Consider the following 19,411-nt stretch of genomic DNA (forward strand, 5'->3'; position numbering starts at 1 on the left):
ACGTCTCCCGCGGGACACGGACGGCACGCCCGCGGAACGCCGGCAGCCCCAAGGATGGCGCCCGGACCGCCGACGGGGAACCGCGCCTCCCCGGAGAGCCGGATCCTGGAATCCGCCCCCCTCGAAGAGCCGGATCCCAGGCGGACAGCCCGCCCTCCGGCAGAGACCGAGTCAAACGGAGGACCGGCTCGCAGGCGGAGGACCGAGCCCAAGCGGAGGACCGCCCTCGAACCCGCCCCCGTCGGACGGCCGCGGCTCGGCGTCGCGGAACCGGGCCCCGCCGGACAACCCGACCCCCGTGTCGCGGAACCGGCCCCGGGCAGACAGCCGCGCCACCGCCCCCGGAAGCCGCCCCCGAGCCACCGCCACCACCGCCGGAACCCGGAACCCCCGCCCCCGGAAGCCCGGAGCCACCACCCCCGGAGCCCGGAACCCCCGCCCTCAGCTCCTTGATTCGTACGACCTCTTCTCCACGAGCTTCCCGTCCCGGAAGCAGAAGCGGTACGCCGGTTCCGCGTTCCAGTCCGCTGAACTCTCCGACGACATCAGCATCAGGCACTCCGTCCCCTCCGGCCGCGGCGGCGCCCCGTCGGCCAGCCCGTCCGTCAGCAGGGACTCCCCGGCCGGCAGTTTCTCGCGCACCTCGGCCTCCGACTGCCCGACGCGCACCGACTCGTACGTCTTCGGGTCGATCATCGACTCGTCGAGCATCATCACCAGCCGCACCACGCCCCAGACCACCACGGCCCCCACCGCCAGCACGATCAGCGCGGCGATGGCACAGCCCGCCGCGATCCCGCCGCTCCCGGAGCCCTGGCCCGGCCGGGCGCCGGACTCCACCGGGTGCCGCGGCGGTGACCAGTCGACCTCTCCCGGGCGGGTTCCGGGCGCGCCCGCGGTGACCGGCCCGCTCCGGACGGCCCCGCGGGCGGGCGGCTCCGGGGGCCCCTGCTCCTGCTGCGGGCGCCTGCTGCCGTTCTCCGCCGCGTACGGCAGTACGCCCGCGAGCCGGAAGCCTCCGCCGTCCGACGGGCCCGCGTGCACCATCCCGCCGATCAGCCGGGCGCGTTCCCGCAGTCCCGTCAGCCCCTGCCCGCCGCTCACGGCCGCACCGACCGCACGGGGCGGACCGGCCTGCCCCGCCGCACCGCCCGCCGCCTGCCCCGGGCCGCCCACCGGCGCCGGGACCGGGGCCGGGGACCCGTTGGCGACCTCGACCACCAGGGAGTCCGGCTCGTACCGCAGGGCCACCGTGATCGGCGCTCCGGGCGCGTGCTTGTGCGCGTTCGTCAGCCCCTCCTGGGCGATCCGGTACGCCGCGTGGTCCGCCGCCGGTGCCAGCGGCCGGGGCTCGCCGGCCCTCTCCAGCCGTACGTCGGTGCCCGCGCCGCGGGACGCCTCCACCAGCCGCTCGACGCCCTGCACGCCCCGCGCGGCGGGCCGCGCGTCCTCGGTCTGCTCGGGAGCCTCCGTGCCGTCCCGCAGGATGCCCACGACCTCGCGGAGTTCGCGCATGGCCGCCACCGAGGCCTCCCGCAGCACGCCGACCGCCTCGCGCTGCTGCCCCGTCAGTTCCCGGTCGACCTCCAGGGCACCGGTGTGCACGGCGATGAGCGACAGCTGGTGGCCCAGGCTGTCGTGCATGTCCTGCGCGATCCGCTGCCGTTCCCGCAGCCGGGCCTGGCCGGCGACCATCGCGTGCTCGCGCAGCAGTTGCTCGTTGTGCTCGCGCAGGGTGTGCAGGAGTTCCCGCCGCTGCCACCAGTAGCGGCCCGCGAGGCCCGGCATCACGACTGTGGCCAGGAAGAACACCAGCGATATGGCCAGCAGCGGCACGGCCCCCTCGTGCGGCGACCGGACCACGGCCGTCACCGTGCTCAGCCCGAACGCCAGCGAGAACGCGCCCACGGTCCGCCACACCCCGGGAATCCGCCGCCCGGCGGACCAGCCCGTCATCATCAGCAGCGGGGTGAAGCCGTCCACGGCCCCGGACAGGGCACCGGCGACGACCAGCACCGTCGTGGGCAGGGCACGGCGCAGCGGCGACAACAGCATTGCGGCCGGCACGACGGCCGCCGTCCGCGGGCCCGCCTCGCCGCCCAGCATCTCGGACCCGACCGCGAGCAGCGCCAGCACGACCGCGAGCACCACCTCGCCCGCGACGCGTCCCGGGGGCCACTCGGCGCGGTCGAAGAGACTCCGCCCCGGCCGTCCGGCCCGCCCGAGGACGCGCCGCCACCCCGCCCGCTCGAACAGACGCCGCCACTCGGCCCGTTCGAGTCCGTGCCGTCCCGGCCGTCCGGCCCGTATGCCCCCGAGGGCCTCCCGGCCCCGCTCTGCCATGTCCACGCCGCAACGCTAGACACCGTCGCGGCGGTACGGCACCCGCCGTTCGGCTCGGCCGCTGTCGACGAAAGTCGCGGGCGCGTCCTCGACGGCCGGGCCCGCTGCCCCCGCCGCCCCGCCGGACTGCCCGTGCGAGCACCGCGTGCCCGGCGGCCCCGGGTTACCGGGCCCCGTGATGCCGCCCGGCCGGACCGCTCGCGCCGCGCCGGGTCCCGGCCCGCTGCTTCGGCGTCTTCACGAGCGTCGATCCGATGTCCGCCGCCCTGATCGGCCTGCCGGCCCGCAACCGTCGCCTCGACACGGCGTCGTGACCGGTTGTCGTCTTGGCCGGCTGGCCTCGTGATCGGCTGGCGTCGTGGCCGGCTGGCGTCGTGACCGGCTGGCGTCCTGATCGTGATCGTGACCGCGAACGCCGTCGCCGTCGCCGTGGGCACGGCCGGCCGCCGCTTCCACGCCCCGCTGGGCCTGCTGGAGTGGCCATCCGGGGAGCGAAGCGAGCCGCCCCGACCCGGTCCGGGACGCCGGTGCGCGGGCCGCCCGCGGGGGCGCTCCCGGACCGGCCCGGCGCGGCCCCTAGGATGGCGGCGTGAGTTCGAAAGCACGGTTCTTCCCCGCCCGGCAGCAGCCGGTGCGCCGGACCCGCGCACTGTTCGTTCTCACGCTTCTGGCCGGGCTGCTGGGCATGCACGGACTGGCCCCGGCCGCAGCCCTTCCCACCGCGCACGGGCACGGCTCCGGCCCAGGGCACCACGCACAGCAGGTGCGGCCCGCGCAGCACACGGGCCCCGCACAGCCCATCCGGCACACGGGCCCCGTACAGCCCGCGCAGCACGGACATCCCGTGCCTCATCTCGTATCGCATCCCGTACCGCATGACGTGCGGCACCACATACGGGACGTACGGGACACGCAGGATCATGTACGGGAACACGTACGGCACCGCGGACAGGACCGACAGCACGCACAGCACGGGGCCGGTGAGCGGCACGCCGGGGCCTCCCTCTGCCACCGCGTGCCCGGCGAACCCGGCGGACACAGCGTCCACGCCGATCAGTCGTGTTCCTCGGCGGCGGTCTCCGCGGCCGTGTCGCTGCCCGGCCTGACGCCCTCCGTGGGAGAGGTCCCCGCGGCAGGCCACGCCCCGGCACGCGGCGCCCATGGACCGCCGGGCGGCCGCGCCCCGCCCACCCTCGCCGAACTCCAGCTCCTGCGGATATAGACCCGCGCCCCCGACGCGGCGTGCCCCCGTACCGACGGGAGAGGCCGCCGCGTCGCTCACGCGTGTCCCGACATCCGCACACCACACAGCAGGAGCACCGCACCGTGAACACAACTCCCCACCGAGGCATGCCCCGCCGCCCCCTGTCCCGCCGCACGGCCCTGGCCGCCGGCGCGGCCCTCTCGGCCGTACTGCTCACGGCCTGCGGAGCCGGCGACGACGGCTCCGGCCGCCCGTCGGCGGACTCCGGGGCCTCCGCCACCGCCGGGAACGGCACGCACAACGCGGCCGACGTCGCCTTCGCGCAGGGCATGATCCCGCACCACCGGCAGGCCGTCGCCATGTCGGAGAACGCCGCGGGGAAGGCGGCCTCCCCCGAGGTCGAGGACCTCGCCGCGGAGATCGGGAAGGCCCAGGCTCCCGAGATCGAGACGATGTCCGGCTGGCTCGAATCCTGGGGGGAGAAGGTCCCCGAGGGCATGGGCGGCACGGCGGAGAACGGCCACGGCGCCCACCGCGGCCACGACCCCGCCATGCCCGGCATGATGGACGACCGGCAGCTGAAGGAGCTGAACGGCGCCTCGGGCAAGGAATTCGACACGCTGTTCCTGACGATGATGATCGAGCATCACGAGGGCGCGGTGAAGATGGCGGAGACCGAGCTGAAGCAGGGCGCGTACCGCCCGGCCAGGGATCTCGCCGCGGAGATCGTCAAGGCGCAGACCGGCGAGATCAAGCGGATGAAGCAGCTTCTCGACCCCGCCTGATCCGCCGCCTCCGGCCGGGGGCGCCCGGTCCTCCCCGGTGAGTACGGGGGACACGGAACGCCGACGGCGGAGCGACGCCGGAGGCGAACACCGGGCGAGGACACCGGCCACCGGCCGCCGGTCGCCGACCGCCGCACACCGGCCGCCGAAAGACCGACACCGAGGACCGGACGCCGCTTACCGACACCGAGGACCCGGACGCCGGACGCCGGGGGAGCCGCCGTGGCTCCCCCGGCACCGGTGAGCTGCGCCGGTGCGCGGCACGAAGCCGAACCGGTGAGCCGCACCGGTGAGCCGCACGGCACTCCACCGGTGAGCGGCGCCCACGCCCGGCTCAGACCGCCGCCCGGAAGCCGCGCAGCCGGAGGCTGTTGCCGACGACGAAGACCGAGGAGAAGGCCATCGCCGCCCCGGCGATCATCGGGTTGAGCAGGCCGGCCGCGGCCAGCGGCAGCGCGCCGACGTTGTAGGCGAAGGCCCAGAACAGGTTGCCCTTGATGGTGCCCAGCGTCTTGCGGGACAGCCGGATCGCGTCGGCCGCGGCGCGCAGGTCGCCGCGGACCAGGGTGAGGTCACCGGCCTCGATGGCGGCGTCGGTGCCGGTGCCCATGGCGAGCCCGAGGTCGGCCTGGGCGAGGGCGGCGGCGTCGTTGATCCCGTCGCCGACCATCGCGACCGTACGGCCCTCCGCCTGGAGCCGCCTGACGACGTCGGCCTTGTCCTCGGGCATGACCTCGGCCAGCACCTCGTCGATGCCGACCTCGCGGGCCACGGACGCGGCGACGGCGCTGTTGTCGCCGGTGAGCAGGACCGGCGTGAGCCCGAGGGCCTTCAGCCGGGCGACGGCCTCGGCGCTGGTGGGCCTGACGGCGTCGGCGACCTCCAGAACGGCGCACGCACGGCCGTCCCGGGCGACGACGACGGCGGTACGGCCGGCCGCCTCTGCCTCGTTCTTCGCCCGGGCCAGGTCCGCCGGCAGCTCGACGGCCCGTTCCTCCATCAGCTTCCGGCGGCCGACGAGGACCGCGTGCCCGTCCACGACACCGCGGACGCCGAGGCCGGGAACACCGGCGAAGTCCTCGGGCACGGGCAGCGTTCCCACCCGCTCGGCGGCTCCGGCGGCGACGGCCCGGGCGACGGGGTGCTCGGAGGCGTGCTCCAGCGCACCGGCCAGGCGCAGGATCTCCGTCTCGCTCTCACCGTCGGCGGTGTGGACGGCGAGCAGGGTCATCCTGCCGGTGGTGACGGTTCCGGTCTTGTCGAGCAGGACGGTGTCGGCCCTGCGGGTGTTCTCCAGGACTTCGGGGCCCTTGATGAGGATGCCGAGCTGGGCCCCGCGTCCGGTGCCGACCATCAGCGCGGTGGGCGTGGCCAGCCCCAGGGCGCACGGGCACGCGATGATCAGTACGGCGACGGCGGCCGTGAACGCGGCGGTCCAGCCCGCGCCGTTGCCGAGCCAGAAGCCGAGGGTGGCGAGGGCGAGGGTGATGACGACGGGCACGAACACGGCGGAGATCCGGTCGGCGAGCCGCTGCGCGGCGGCCTTGCCGTTCTGCGCGTCCTCGACCAGTTCGGCCATCCTGGCCAGCTGGGTGTCGGCCCCGACGCGGGTGGCCCGTACGACGAGTCGTCCCTCGGTGTTGACCGTGCCTCCGGTGACGCCGTCGCCGATGCCGACCTCGACGGGCACGGACTCGCCGGTGAGCATGGAGGCATCGACCGCCGAGGTGCCCTCCACGACGGTGCCGTCGGTGGCGATCTTCTCCCCGGGACGGACCAGGAACCGCATGCCCTCCCGGAGTTCACCGATGGGAACGCGCTCCTCGCGGCCGCCGCGCAGCACGGTGACGTCCTTGGCGCCCAGCTCCATCAGGGCGCGCAGGGCGGCCCCGGCCCTGCGCTTGGACCGGGCCTCGAAGTAGCGCCCGGCCAGGATGAAGGCGGTGACCCCGGCGGCCGCCTCCAGGTAGATGTTCCCGGCGCCGTCGGTCCGGGCGACGGTCAGCTCGAAGGCGTGTGTCATGCCGGGGGTGCCGGCGGTGCCGAAGAACAGGGCCCACACGGACCACAGGAAGGCCGCGGACGTGCCCACCGAGATCAGGGTGTCCATGGTCGCCGCGCCGTGCCGGGCGTTGGTGAAGGCCGCCTTGTGGAAGGGCCAGGCCGCGTACGTGACGACCGGGGCCGTCAGGGTCAGCGACAGCCACTGCCAGTACGCGAACTGGAGAGCGGGCGCCATGGCCATCGCGACGACCGGGACGGCGAGGACCACGGCGGTGACCAGCCGCTGCCGCAGCGACCGCAGTTCACCGGTCTCCGGAGCCCCGTCGGCCGGCTCGCCGGTGCCGCTCGGCGAGCCGGCGGGAGCGGGCGGGGTGGCGGTGTAGCCGGTCGCCTCGACGGTGCCGACGAGGTCCTCCACGCCGACACCCCCGCCGTAGGTGACCTTGGCCTTCTCGGTGGCGTAGTTGACGGTGGCGCTCACCCCGTCCATGCGGTTGAGCTTCTTCTCGACGCGGGCGGCGCAGGAGGCACAGGTCATCCCGCCGATGGCGAGTTCGACCTCGGCTGTTCCGCTGACGGTGGTGGTCATCACTGCTCCTGTTCGGGGAGGGGCCCGGCGGGGGGCGCACGGGCGGGGCCCGGCGCGGCGGGTTCAGGCGGCGCGGCCGGTCAGTTCGTAACCGGCCTCGTCGACGGCCTCGGCGAGCCGGGCGTCGTCCGGTGCGCCGCCGGTGGTGACGGTGACCCGGCCGGCCGCGACGTCCACCTCGACGGACAGCACGCCGTCGAGGGCGCCGATCTCACGGGTGAGGGTGGTCTCGCAGTGGCCGCAGCTCATGCCGGCGACGGCGTAGACGGTGGTGTGGCCACCGGCAGCCCGGGCCGTGGTGGTCTCCGGCGCGCCGGTCGAGCAGCTTCCGTCAGGAGTACAGCAGGACGACATGGTCTTTCCTCCAAGGAATCCATTACGGGCTCGATACCCCTAGGGGGTATCGACGACAGATTCCTGTATACCCCCTCCCCCTATTCAGAGCAAGTCTCGCAGCGCACCTTGCGAATACCCCTAGGGGGTATAAGCTCCACGGTGCGGCCGCTCGTGCGGAAGCACACGTCCACCGGCAGAGGGAGAGCACCATGAACACCGCGTTGAAGATCACCGCGTTCGCCGCCGCGCTCACGGCGTCGTTCGGGGCCGCGTACGGACTGGGGTACGCCGTGGACCCCGTCGCCGCCGGAACCGCCCCCGCCGCGCACACCGGCCACGAGGAGGACCGGCGGGACGACGACACCGCGGCCGGCCCGGAGCACGGGAAGGCCGGACACGGGCGGGACGGCCGGCCGGAGGCCGCGAGCGGCGGACTGAGCGTCTCCGAGGGCGGCTACACCCTCGACCTGGCCACCCCGCGCGTCCCCGCCGGGCAGAAGACCGAACTGCGCTTCACCGTCCGCGACCGCGACGGCAGGCCCGTCACCGCGTACCGGACGGAGCACGGCAAGCAGCTGCACCTGATCCTGGCCTCACGGGACCTGGACACCTACCGCCATCTGCACCCGGCCCGCGCCGCCGACGGGACCTGGAGCACTCCCGTGCGGCCGGCCGACGCGGGCGACTACCGCGTCCTCGCCGGCTTCCGCCCCCGGGCCGAGGGCGCGCCGCCCCTCACCCTGGGCGCCGACCTGGCAGTCTCCGGTGCCTACGAGCCCGGCGAACCGCCCGAGCCGTCCACCCGCGCCGGCGTCGACGGCTACACCGTGACCCTCGACGGGGCCCTGCGGCCCGGAGCGGCACGGGAGCTGGAGCTGACGGTCACCCGGGACGGCCGCCCCGTCACCGACCTCCAGCCCCATCTCGGCGCCTACGGCCATCTCGTCGCCCTGCGTTCCGGCGATCTCGCCCAGCTCCACGTCCACCCGAACGGCGAGCCCGGCGACGGCACCACCGAGCCCGGCCCGGCCGTCTCCTTCACCGCCACCGCGCCCAGCAGCGGCACGTACCGCCTCTTCCTGGACTTCAAGCACGACGGCAAGGTGCGCACGGCGGCCTTCACCGTCACCGCGGACCCGGCGGACCCCGCGGCCGGGGACACGTCGCAGGAAGGCCACGACGACGAGAAGGACGGCGGGCACCGGCACTGACCGGGCCGCCGGCAGTACCGCGGTTCCCCGCGGTGCGGCACGTTCTACCGGGGGACGCACAGCCCCGCGTACTGGGAGCGGGAGCTGCGCGCCGCGCTCCCGGCCGGCCGTCCCCACCACGGCACGCACCCGCGAACGCGACCGTGATAGAGATCACGAAAAAATCGCCGGGCGGCAGCGGGGGAAACAGCCGGCACCCGGCCCCCGGAACCCCGGCCGCCCGCCCGCGCCGCCGCCCCGCTGCGGCCGGCCCCGCACGTCCGCCCGACGGCACCCCGGACCGACCGGGAAACCGGCGGAGAGACCGAACCGGGGCCGCGAACCGGGAGCGGGACCGGGAGCGGGACCGGGAGCGATAGGGAGCGCGGCGCCGGGACAGGCCGGTGGACCGTGCACCGCTCCCGCCCTGTCCGCCACCCCCGCCCTGTCCACCGGCTGTGCACCGGCCTCGGCGGGAGCAGTGAGCGGCACGGAGCGCGGCAGCCCTTCACCGGCCGTGACCGCCCCCGGGCACAGCGAAACGGGCTCCTCCTGGCGACTTTCGTCACTCGGAGAAGCCCGTCTCGGTACTTCTGGTGCGCGAGGGGGGAGTTGAACCCCCACGCCCTTTCGGGCACTGGAACCTGAATCCAGCGCGTCTGCCTATTCCGCCACCCGCGCATGGGTGTTGTCGTTCGATGCTCTCACATCTCCGGGCCTGTCCGGATCACTGATCCGGGCCGCGGTCCGTGCTGTGGGAGCGCCTTCCGACATCCAGAAGATTAGCACGCCGGACAGGGTGGGTTCACACGCCTTTGCGCCGCCCCCGGGCGGTCCGCTCCCGTGGACCCCGCCGGTTGCGGGACACTGTCACGGAGCCGCCCCTACGATCCGTGTGAGGCGCGACACTGGGACGCGGGGGCGGGAAGTGGAACCACCGGTGTTTGCTGCTCGTGGATACGATCAGTAGGCAGTACCAGGACGCGATCGAGGCAAGCATCAAGGAAGGAGGTGCCCGGTGGGAGTACTGAAGCGCTTCGAGCAGCGTCTCGAGGGTCTCGTGAACGGCACCTTCGCCAAGGTGTTCAAGTCCGAGGTGCAGCCCGTCGAGATCGCGGGCGCACTCCAGCGCGAGTGCGACAACAACGCGACCATCTGGAACCGCGACCGCACGGTCGTCCCCAATGACTTCATCGTCGAGCTCAGCGCCCCCGACTTCGAACGTCTGAGCCCCTACTCCGGGCAGCTCGGCGACGAGCTGTCCGGCATGGTGCGGGACTACGCGAAGCAGCAGCGCTACACCTTCATGGGTGGCATCAAGGTCCACCTGGAGAAGGCCGACGACCTGGACACCGGTCTCTACCGGGTCCGCAGCCGTACGCTCGCCACCAGCGAGTCCCAGCCCCAGGCCGGCCGCCGCCCGGCGGCCGCCGCACCGCACCCGGGCGGCTATCCGGCCCAGCCCGCGAGCCCGCCGCCGATGCCCGCGGGACCGCCTCCGGGCGCCCCGGCCCCGGGCCCGGCCCCGGTGACGCGGCTGCCCGGCGCCGGCCCGATGCCGGGCGCGCAGACCCGCCGCTGGATCGAGATCAACGGCACCCGCCATCAGATCTCCCGCCCCACCCTGGTGCTCGGCCGCAGCACCGAGGCGGACGTACGCATCGACGACCCCGGAGTCTCCCGCCGGCACTGCGAGATCCGGGCCGGGACGCCCTCGACGATCCAGGACCTCGGGTCGACGAACGGCATCGTGGTGGACGGACAGCACACCACCCGCGCTACGCTCCGCGACGGCTCGCGGATCGTCGTGGGCAGCACCACCATCGTTTACCGGCAAGCCGAAGGGTGAAGCGGGGGCAATGTCAGAGCTGACCCTCACGGTCATGCGGTTGGGTTTCCTGGCCGTACTGTGGCTGTTCGTCATCGTGGCCGTGCAGGTCATCCGTAGCGACCTCTTCGGCACCCGCGTCACGCAGCGCGCGGCCCGCCGCGGGGCCGACCAGAACCGTCCCCCGGCCGGTGCCGGCCGGCCCGCTCCGGACCGGGGCCGGCAGAGCGGCGGCCGCGGCGGCGGGCGGCAGCGGCGCGGCGCGCCCACCAAGCTGGTGGTCTCCGAGGGCACACTGACGGGCACGACCGTCGCGCTCCAGGGCCAGACCATCAGCCTCGGCCGGGCGCACGACTCGACGATCGTGCTGGACGACGACTACGCCTCCAGCCGGCATGCCAGGATCTACCCGGACCGTGACGGCCAGTGGATCGTCGAGGACCTCGGGTCCACCAACGGCACGTATCTCGACCGGACCCGGCTGACCACCCCGACACCGATTCCGCTGGGTGCGCCGATCCGCATCGGCAAGACCGTCATCGAGCTGCGGAAGTAGTACGACAATGAGCGAGCGGAGCGAGCGCGCTTCGGCGGCCCCGGCCGCCGGAACCGCCCCGGCGGCTGTCCCGGCAGCTGTCCGGGCAGCGGCCGCCGGCGCGCTCCCGACCGGAGGGTGGGCAGTGTGGCTCGACAAGACCGGCTGTTCCCGGAGCCGACAGGCGAGGTGCGCATGAGTCTGTCCTTGCGCTTCGCCGCCGGCTCGCACGACGGCATGATCCGCGAGCACAACGAGGACTCCGGTTACGCCGGTCCCCGGCTGCTCGCCGTGGCCGACGGCATGGGCGGCCAGGCCGCGGGCGAGGTCGCCAGCTCCGAGGTGATCTCCACCATCGTGCAGCTCGACGAGGACGTCCCCGGCTCCGACGTCCTGACGTCCCTCGGCACCGCCGTGCAGCGCGCCAACGACCAGCTCCGGGTCATGGTCGAGGAGGACCCGCAGCTGGAGGGCATGGGCACCACGCTCACCGCGCTCCTGTGGACCGGCCGCCGGCTCGGCCTCGTACACGTCGGCGACTCCCGGGCCTATCTGCTGCGGGACGGCGTCCTCACCCAGATCACCCAGGACCACACCTGGGTCCAGCGGCTCGTCGACGAGGGCCGGATCACCGAGGAAGAGGCCACCACCCACCCGCAGCGCTCCCTGCTGATGCGCGCGCTGGGCAGCGGCGACCACGTCGAGCCCGACCTCTCCATCCGCGAGGTGCGGGCCGGTGACCGTTATCTCATCTGCTCCGACGGGCTCTCCGGTGTCGTCAGCCACCAGACGCTCGAGGACACCCTCGCCGGCTACCAGGGCCCGCAGGAGACCGTGCAGGAGCTGATCCAGCTCGCGCTGCGCGGCGGCGGCCCGGACAACATCACCTGCATCGTCGCCGACGTCCTCGACGTCGAGGGCAACGACACCCTGGCCGGGCAGCTCAACGACACCCCGGTCGTCGTCGGCGCCGTCGCGGAGAACCAGGGCCAGCTCGGCGACAACAGCGCCATGCAGACCCCGGCCGGCCGCGCCGCCGAGCTGGGCCGCAGCGTGCCGCAGCAGGGAAACCCCGGCCCGCCCGCCGGCGGCTTCGGCCCGCCCGGCAGCGGCGACCCGTCACTGGGCTCCCCTGCCGACGGCGGCTACGGGCCGTACACCGACGAGGACTTCACCAAGCCCCGCCGCCGCGGCACCTGGATCAAGCGGTCGCTGGGCATCGCGCTCGCGCTGGGCGTCGTCGGCGCCGGGCTCTACGGCGGATACCGCTGGACCCAGACCCAGTACTACGTCGGCACCAAGGACCAGCACATCGCGCTCTACCAGGGCATCAGCCAGGACCTGGCGTGGATCAGCCTGAACAAGGTGCACGGCGACCACCCCGAGATCGAACTCAAGTACCTCCCCGCCTACCAGCGGAACCAGGTCAAGGAGACCATCGCCGTCGGCAGCCTCGGCCAGGCCCGCGACAAGGTCGCCGAACTCGGCAGACAGGCCACGGCCTGCCGCAAGCAGGCCGAGGTCGACGCCGCCGAGCGCAAGCAGGCCGAGGAGCGGAAGAAGGCCGAGGACCAGCAGTCGGACAAGGCGGGCGCCGCCGGCGACACGGCCGGTGACCAGGGGGCCGACGCAGGAAAGGCCGACGCTCCGTCGCCCAGTCCCAGCCTGTCGGAGGAAGAGCAGCGGCTGGCCAAGCAGTGCGACAGCACGCAGCCGTAGGGGAGCCAGTCGTGAGCAGTACCGTCAACACCGGCAACACCACCACCATCGGCCCGATGGGGGCGCCGAGCCGGCGCAACACCGAGCTCGCGCTGCTCGTCTTCGCCGTCCTCATCCCGGTCTTCGCCTACATCAACGTCGGGCTGGCGAAGGAGGGCACCGTCCCGGCCGGCGTGCTCGGCTACACCGGCGGGCTCGGCCTGCTCGCGGGCATCGCGCATGTGATGGTGCGCAAGTTCGCCCCGTACGCCGACCCGCTGATGCTGCCCGTCGCCACCCTGCTCAACGGCCTCGGTCTGGTGCTGATCTGGCGGCTCGACCAGGAGCCGACCATCACCACCGACGCTCTCGGCGGCGCGATGGCGCCCGGCCAGCTGATGTGGTCCACGCTCGGCGTCGCGCTCTTCCTGGGCGTGCTGGTCTTCCTCAAGGACCACCGGGTGCTCCAGCGCTACACCTACATCTCCATGGTGGTGGCGCTGATCCTGCTGATCCTGCCGATGTTCTTCCCGGCCCGGTTCGGCGCGCGCATCTGGATCACCATCCCCGGAGTCGGCTCTCTCCAGCCCGGCGAGTTCGCGAAGATCATCATCGCGGTGTTCTTCGCCGGCTACCTGATGGTCAAGCGGGACGCGCTCGCCCTGGCCAGCCGCCGCTTCATGGGCCTGTACCTGCCCCGCGGGCGCGACCTCGGCCCGATCCTCGTCATCTGGGCGCTCAGCCTGATGATCCTGATCTTCGAGACCGACCTGGGCACCTCGCTGCTCTTCTTCGGCCTCTTCGTGATCATGCTGTACGTCGCCACCGAGCGCACCAGCTGGGTCGTCTTCGGCCTGACGCTGAGCGCCGCGGGCGCCGTCACCGTCGCGACCTTCGCCTCCCACGTGCAGAGCCGTGTCGACAACTGGCTGAACCCGCTGTCGCTCGCCGAGAACGGCGGCGTCACCGAGACCGCCCAGGCCATGTACACCTTCGGGGCCGGCGGCATCCTCGGCTCCGGTCTCGGCCAGGGCTACTCCCGGCTGATCGGCGGCATCGCCCCGAAGAGCGACTACATCCTCGCCACCGTCGGCGAGGAACTGGGCCTGACCGGCCTGATGGCCATCCTGGTCCTCTACGGCCTGCTCATCGAGCGCGGCCTGCGCACCGCGCTCGCCGCCCGGGACCCGTTCGGCAAGCTGCTCGCGGTCGGCCTCGCCGGGGCGTTCGCGCTCCAGGTGTTCGTCGTCGCCGGCGGTGTCACCGGACTGATCCCGCTCACCGGCATGACCATGCCGTTCCTCGCCCAGGGCGGTTCCTCCGTGATCGCCAACTGGGCCCTGATCGCGATCCTGCTGCGGATCAGCGACACCGCGCGCCGCCCGGCCCCCGCCCCGGCCCCGTCCACCGATGCCGAGATGACCCAGGTGGTCCGACCGTGAACAAGCCCCTCCGACGGGTCGCCATCTTCTGCGGCCTGCTCGTCCTGGCCCTGCTCGTCCGCGTCAACTGGGTGCAGTTCGTCCAGGCGGAAGAGCTGCAGAGCGACAAGAACAACCGACGCGTCGCCATCGAGCGCTACAGCGTGCCGCGCGGCAACATCATCGTCGACGGCAAGGCCATCACCGGCTCGACCAAGACGGACAGCGGCGACTTCGAGTACAAGCGGACGTACAAGAACGGCGAGATGTGGGCGCCCGTCACCGGCTACGCCTCCCAGGCGTACGGCGCCGACAAGCTGGAGAGCCTGTACGACGAGATCCTGACCGGCAGCGACGACCGGCTGTTCTTCAACCGCACGATCGACATGCTGACCGGCAAGGAGCAGAAGGGCGGCCAGGTCGTCACCACCCTCAAGCGCGACGCCCAGGAGGCCGCGTACAAGGGGCTCGGTGACAAGAAGGGCGCCGTCGCCGCGATCGACCCGTCCACCGGCGCGATCCTGGCGCTCGCCAGCACGCCGAGCTACGACCCGTCGTCCATCGCCGGCATGACCGACACCGACCAGGAGAACTACCAGCGGCTCCTGAAGGACCCGGACAAGCCGATGAACAACCGGCCGCTGCGTGAGACGTTCTTCCCCGGCTCCACCTTCAAGGTCGTCACGGCGGCCGCCGCCCTGGAGCACGGCCTGATCGACGACATCGACGCGAAAACCGAGACCCCGGCGCCGTACATCCTGCCGAACACCAAGACCGAGCTGAAGAACGACGGACCGCACCCGACCTGCGAGAACGGTTCGCTCCGCGAGGCGCTGCGGGTCTCCTGCAACACCGTCTTCGGCAAGCTCGGCGCCGACATGGGCCGCGACAAGCTGGTCGAGACGGCCGAGAAATTCGGCTTCAACGACCCGGAGATCGACGTCCCCGTGCGGGCCGCCCGCAGCAACGTCTCCACCGAGATGGACAAGCCGCAGACCGCGCTCTCCGCGATCGGCCAGTTCGAGACCGCCGCCACCCCGCTCCAGATGGCCATGGTGACGTCGGCCGTCGCCAACGACGGCAAGCTGATGAAGCCGTACATGGTCGACCAGCTGCGCGCGCCGAACCTCAACGTGATCGAGCAGACCAGCCCCGAGGAGATGAGCCGGCCGCTCTCGCCGGAGAACGCCCAGAAGCTCCAGCAGGCGATGGAGACCGTCGTAGAGAAGGGCACCGGCACCGGGGCGCAGCTCCCGAACGCCACGGTCGGCGGCAAGACCGGTACCGCGCAGCGCGGTGTGGACAACAGCGAGAAGCCGTACGCCTGGTTCATCTCGTACGCCAAGACCGACCAGGGCTCGCCCGTGGCCGTCGCCGTCGTGGTCGAGGACTCCGACGCCTCGCGCGAGGACATCAGCGGTGGCGGGCTCGCGGCGCCGATCGCCAAGAGCGTCATGCAGGCCGTCATCGACGGAAACAAGTGATCCCGGTCACGTGCTGATCCGAACTCCCCGCGCAGTCGTACCGGTCCTGTATCAGGTCCCGGTGACGGGCGGGTCCCGTGAGACGTCCCGGGTACGGTATGCCCGTGCAGCACACCGCCGGGCCCCGTACCGGCGCGGTCGGGAATGACGGAGAGGGCTGGAGAAGCTATGGAAGAGCCGCGTCGCCTCGGCGGCCGGTACGAGCTGGGCTCGGTGCTCGGCCGCGGTGGCATGGCGGAGGTCTACCTCGCCCACGACACCCGGCTCGGCCGCACCGTCGCTGTGAAGACACTGCGGGTCGACCTGGCCCGCGATCCGTCCTTCCAGGCCCGGTTCCGCCGCGAGGCCCAGTCGGCCGCCTCCCTGAACCATCCGTCCATCGTCGCGGTGTACGACACGGGCGAGGACTACGTCGACGGCGTCTCGATCCCGTACATCGTGATGGAGTACGTCGACGGCTCGACGCTGCGGGAGCTGCTGCACTCCGGTCGCAAGCTGCTTCCCGAGCGCTCGCTGGAGATGACCACCGGGGTCCTCCAGGCGCTGGAGTACTCCCACCGGGCCGGCATCGTCCACCGCGACATCAAGCCCGCGAACGTCATGCTGACGCGCAACGGCCAGGTCAAGGTGATGGACTTCGGCATCGCCCGTGCCATGGGCGACTCCGGCATGACCATGACCCAGACGGCCGCCGTGATCGGCACCGCGCAGTACCTCTCCCCCGAGCAGGCCAAGGGCGAGCAGGTCGACGCCCGCTCCGACCTCTACTCCACCGGCTGCCTGCTGTACGAGCTGCTGACCGTCCGGCCGCCGTTCGTGGGCGACTCGCCGGTGGCCGTCGCGTACCAGCACGTGCGCGAGGAGCCCCAGCCGCCGAGCGCGTTCGACCCCGAGATCACGCCCGAGATGGACGCCATCGTCCTCAAGGCGCTGACGAAGGACCCCGACTACCGCTACCAGTCCGCCGACGAGATGCGCGCCGACATCGAGGCCGCCCTCGACGGCCGGCCCGTCGCCGCGACCGCCGCCCTCGGCGCCGTCGGCTACGGCGCGGGCTACGGCGACGACCAGCCGACGACGGCACTGCGGGCCCAGGACTCCGCGGGCGGCGGCCAGACCTCGATGCTGCCGCCGATGCGGGAGGACGACGGCGGCTACGGCTACGACGACCGGCCCGACCGGCGCCGCGGCGGCGGGAAGAAGAGCAACACCTCCACGATCCTGCTGGTGGTCGCGGGCCTGCTGGTCCTGATCGGCGCCATCTTCATCGGCCGGGAACTCTTCGGCCCCAAGGCGGACAACGACGTCCCGGCCCCGAATCTCGTCGGCAAGTCCTACGAGGACGCGCAGAAGACCGCGGAGAACGTCGACCTGGAGGTCGCCAAGGGCGGCACGGAGACCTGCGAGAGCGGTGAGAAGAACTCCGTCACCAAGCAGTCCCCCAAGGCCGAGACCGAGGTCGCCAAGGGTGACACCGTCACCGTCACCCTTTGCTCCGGCCCCGAGACCATCGCCATCCCGGACGTCGTCGGGGTGAAGTTCGAGGACGCCGAGGCCGAGCTCGAGGACAAGGGCTTCGAGAACATCCAGCGCAAGGACGTCGAGTCCGAGCGCACCCCGGGCACGGTCACCGCTCAGACGCCGGACGCGGGCAGCAAGCGGGCTGCCGACGTGACGATCACCCTCTCGGTCGCCAAGGAGGCCGAGCAGGTCACCGTCCCGGACGTCACGAACAAGCCGCTCGACGAGGCCAAGGCGCAGCTGGAGGCGCTGGAGCTGGTCGTATCCACCCAGGACACCCCGCGCGACGACGTGCCGGAGAACCAGGTCGTCCAGCAGACGCCCGGCCCGAACGAGCAGGTCAAGCCGGGCTCGACGGTCACCCTGACGATCGCCAAGCCGGTGCAGAAGTTCCCGATGCCGGCGGTGCAGGGCAAGAAGCTGGGCGAGGCCAAGCAGATCCTCCAGGACGCCGGGCTCACCATCGGCAACATCACCGGTCCGCAGGAGGACGACGCCGTCGTCGCGCAGTCCGTTCCGGTCGCCGGCCAGGAGGTGAAGAAGGGGGACGCGGTCTCCCTGATCACCACCGGTGGCGGTGGCGGCGGGAACGGCGGCGGCGACAACGGCGGCGGCGGCTTCATCGGCGGCCCCGGGTTCGGTAACGACGACTGACCCCTGACCGGTCGCCCGGTGGCGCCCGGTGGCGCCCGTGCGTGCACGAGGGCCCCGGCGGTCCCCCTCTCGGGGGGGGGCTGCCGGGGCCTTCTCCGTGTCCGGATGTCCGGGCGACGGCTGCCCGGAGGGGGCCGGCTGCCCGGGGATCTGCCCCGGCGGCCGGCCGGCCTCCGCCCTGCCGGGGTCCGGTGGGTGCCGGGGCCCGGTGCCCGAGCCCGAGGTCGGTGCCCGTGTCTGCGCCCGGTGCCAGCGCCTGTGTCTCTCTGCGCCTGTGCCCGGGTCTGTGCCTGCGTGTCTCCGGGGCTGGGTCTGTGTCTGCGTCTGTGCCGCTAGCGCAGTTCCTTCGGCGGGGTGCGCTCGTTGTCGACCTTCTCGGTGCGCTGCAGCTCCGCCCACACGATGTAGCGGTACGTCGAGGTGTACACCGGAGTGCAGGTCGTCAGCGTCAGATAGCGGCCCGCCTTCTTCTTCCCCGACTCCTCCGGCACGGGGTCGAGTACGTCCACGTTGTACTTCGACGTCTCGGGCAGCTTCGCGTAGACCCGGTAGACGTACCAGGTGTCGCGGGACTCGAAGACCACCGCGTCGCCCTCGTCCAGCTTGTGGATGTTGTGGAACTTGGCGCCGTGCCCGTCGCGGTGCGCGGCGAGCGAGAAGTTGCCCTTGTCGTCCCAGGGCATCGCGGACTTCACGGGGTCCTTGTAGTAGCCCGCGACGCCGTTGTTGAGCTTCTTCGGGTCCGTGCCCCCGGTGACCAGGATCTCGTCGCCGCTCATCGCGGGGACGTGCAGGAAGCCGATGCCGTCCTCGGTGTCGAGCTCCCCCGGTCCGCCCGCCCAGCGGTCGCGGACCTCGCCGCCCTGCCGCGCCGCCTCCCGGTCGGCCAGCACGTTGGTCCACCACAGCGAGTAGGCGACGAACAGCGCCAGCACGACCCCCGCGGTGATCAGCAGCTCGCCCAGCACGGTGACCGTGGCGGCCACCCGGCCCCTGCCCCGGCCGGTCCGTCGCGGGGGCCGTCCGGACGCGCCGCTCTGCTCGTCCTGCTCGGTCGTCGCTGCCACTGCGTCCGCCCCCGTGTCGTTCGATCCGCTCGGTTCCGTCCGGCTCCCCGGCCGGTTCTCAGCCGACGAGCGCGTCGGGCTTGCCCTCGCTGCGCGGCCTCTCGTCGACCATCTTGCCCCAGACGATCATCCGGTACTTACTGGTGAACTCCGGCGTGCAGGTCGTCAGCGTGACGTACCGGCCCGGTTCGGTGAAGCCCGAGCCCTTCGGCACCGGACCGATGACCCCGATGTTCGACGGCGAGGTCTGCGGCAGGATGTTCGCCATCTCGTACGTGTAGAACATGTCGCGCGTCTCGACGACGATCGGGTCGCCGGGGTCGAGCTTGTTGATGTAGCGGAACGGTTCGCCGTGGGTGTTCCGGTGCCCCGCGACCGCGAAGTTGCCCTCCTTGTCCCAGGGCATGGCCGTCTTGAGTTCGCCGTCCGCGTAGTGCCCGGCCATGCCGCGGTCGAGCACCTTGTGCTTGTCGATGCCCTCCGCGATCGGCACCTTCACGTCCAGCTTCGGGATGTACATGATCGCGAAGCCCTGGCCCGGCTCGAAGGCACCGGCGGAACGGTCCGGCTCGCCCTTCTCGTCCCACTCCTTCTGGAGGTTGCTCGCCGCCCCGCCCGCCTGCTGCTGGGCAAGGATGTTCGTCCACCACAGCTGGTAGGTGACGAACAGCAGCATCAGCACCCCGATGGTGATGAACGTCTCACCGAGCACCCGGCTGGCGATCACTCCGGGGCTGTCCCTGCGCGCCCGC

The 19,411-nt window shown here is 72.6% G+C and carries 14 protein-coding genes and 1 tRNA gene; 9 read left to right on the plus strand and 6 right to left on the minus strand.

Annotation, left to right across the window (positions count from 1 at the left end):
- Window positions 1–441: 441 nt before the first annotated feature.
- On the minus strand, window positions 442–2,343 hold the full coding sequence (locus tag GCU69_RS14975) for a sensor histidine kinase (protein ID WP_156206327.1): 1,902 nt from the start codon (window positions 2,341–2,343) through the stop codon (window positions 442–444).
- 589 nt (window positions 2,344–2,932) lie between these two features.
- Between GCU69_RS14975 and GCU69_RS14980 the strand changes: the two genes are divergently transcribed.
- Together GCU69_RS14980 and GCU69_RS14985 are read left to right on the plus strand one after the other, a co-directional pair.
- Complete coding sequence (locus GCU69_RS14980; protein WP_156206317.1) at window positions 2,933–3,565, plus strand: DUF6153 family protein; 633 nt, start codon at window positions 2,933–2,935, stop codon at window positions 3,563–3,565.
- Window positions 3,566–3,693: 128 nt separating this feature from the next.
- Window positions 3,694–4,332, plus strand: a complete 639-nt coding sequence (locus GCU69_RS14985; protein ID WP_156206328.1) for a DUF305 domain-containing protein — start codon at window positions 3,694–3,696, stop codon at window positions 4,330–4,332.
- Window positions 4,333–4,666: 334 nt separating this feature from the next.
- Here the strand turns inward: GCU69_RS14985 and GCU69_RS14990 are convergent, their stop codons facing one another.
- Both GCU69_RS14990 and GCU69_RS14995 read right to left on the minus strand, forming a co-directional pair.
- Complete coding sequence (locus GCU69_RS14990; RefSeq protein ID WP_170315854.1) at window positions 4,667–6,925, minus strand: heavy metal translocating P-type ATPase; 2,259 nt, start codon at window positions 6,923–6,925, stop codon at window positions 4,667–4,669.
- Window positions 6,926–6,988: 63 nt separating this feature from the next.
- The gene (locus tag GCU69_RS14995; protein WP_098752848.1) at window positions 6,989–7,279 is read right to left on the minus strand and encodes a heavy-metal-associated domain-containing protein; all 291 of its coding nucleotides are present in this window, start codon (window positions 7,277–7,279) and stop codon (window positions 6,989–6,991) included.
- Window positions 7,280–7,470: 191 nt separating this feature from the next.
- On the opposite strand from GCU69_RS14995, the gene GCU69_RS15000 reads away from it, so the two are divergent.
- Complete coding sequence (locus GCU69_RS15000) at window positions 7,471–8,472, plus strand: hypothetical protein (RefSeq protein ID WP_156206319.1); 1,002 nt, start codon at window positions 7,471–7,473, stop codon at window positions 8,470–8,472.
- Window positions 8,473–9,045: 573 nt separating this feature from the next.
- On the opposite strand, the gene GCU69_RS15005 is transcribed toward GCU69_RS15000, so the two are convergent.
- Window positions 9,046–9,132, minus strand: a tRNA-Leu gene (locus GCU69_RS15005).
- Between the two features lie 337 nt (window positions 9,133–9,469).
- On the opposite strand from GCU69_RS15005, the gene GCU69_RS15010 reads away from it, so the two are divergent.
- The 6 genes from GCU69_RS15010 to pknB all read left to right on the plus strand — a co-directional run bounded on the left by GCU69_RS15010 (window position 9,470) and on the right by pknB (window position 17,592).
- A complete protein-coding gene (locus GCU69_RS15010; RefSeq protein ID WP_098752850.1) occupies window positions 9,470–10,300 on the plus strand; it encodes an FhaA domain-containing protein in 831 nt (276 codons plus the stop codon).
- 10 nt (window positions 10,301–10,310) lie between these two features.
- A complete protein-coding gene (locus GCU69_RS15015; RefSeq protein ID WP_098752851.1) occupies window positions 10,311–10,835 on the plus strand; it encodes an FHA domain-containing protein FhaB/FipA in 525 nt (174 codons plus the stop codon).
- A gap of 174 nt (window positions 10,836–11,009) precedes the next feature.
- Entirely contained in the window at window positions 11,010–12,533 is a 1,524-nt protein-coding gene (locus GCU69_RS15020) for a Stp1/IreP family PP2C-type Ser/Thr phosphatase (RefSeq protein WP_098752852.1), read from the plus strand.
- A gap of 56 nt (window positions 12,534–12,589) precedes the next feature.
- The gene (locus GCU69_RS15025) at window positions 12,590–13,954 is read left to right on the plus strand and encodes an FtsW/RodA/SpoVE family cell cycle protein (protein ID WP_098752876.1); all 1,365 of its coding nucleotides are present in this window, start codon (window positions 12,590–12,592) and stop codon (window positions 13,952–13,954) included.
- Window positions 13,951–15,417, plus strand: a complete 1,467-nt coding sequence (locus tag GCU69_RS15030) for a peptidoglycan D,D-transpeptidase FtsI family protein (RefSeq protein WP_156206320.1) — start codon at window positions 13,951–13,953, stop codon at window positions 15,415–15,417. The genes GCU69_RS15025 and GCU69_RS15030 overlap by 4 nt, the downstream gene beginning before the upstream one ends.
- A 168-nt stretch (window positions 15,418–15,585) precedes the next feature.
- Window positions 15,586–17,592 carry a Stk1 family PASTA domain-containing Ser/Thr kinase gene (gene pknB / locus GCU69_RS15035; RefSeq protein WP_098752854.1) on the plus strand — a complete coding sequence of 669 codons (2,007 nt, stop codon included), beginning with the start codon at window positions 15,586–15,588 and terminating at the stop codon, window positions 17,590–17,592.
- A gap of 332 nt (window positions 17,593–17,924) precedes the next feature.
- Here the strand turns inward: pknB and GCU69_RS15040 are convergent, their stop codons facing one another.
- Both GCU69_RS15040 and GCU69_RS15045 read right to left on the minus strand, forming a co-directional pair.
- Complete coding sequence (locus GCU69_RS15040) at window positions 17,925–18,659, minus strand: class E sortase (protein ID WP_156206321.1); 735 nt, start codon at window positions 18,657–18,659, stop codon at window positions 17,925–17,927.
- Window positions 18,660–18,717: 58 nt separating this feature from the next.
- Window positions 18,718–19,411, minus strand: a 694-nt coding sequence (locus tag GCU69_RS15045; protein ID WP_156206322.1) for a class E sortase, incomplete at its 5' end; no start/stop codon positions are given.

Source organism: Streptomyces lycii (genome assembly GCF_009735685.1).
In the GTDB taxonomy this organism is placed as follows: domain Bacteria; phylum Actinomycetota; class Actinomycetes; order Streptomycetales; family Streptomycetaceae; genus Streptomyces; species Streptomyces lycii.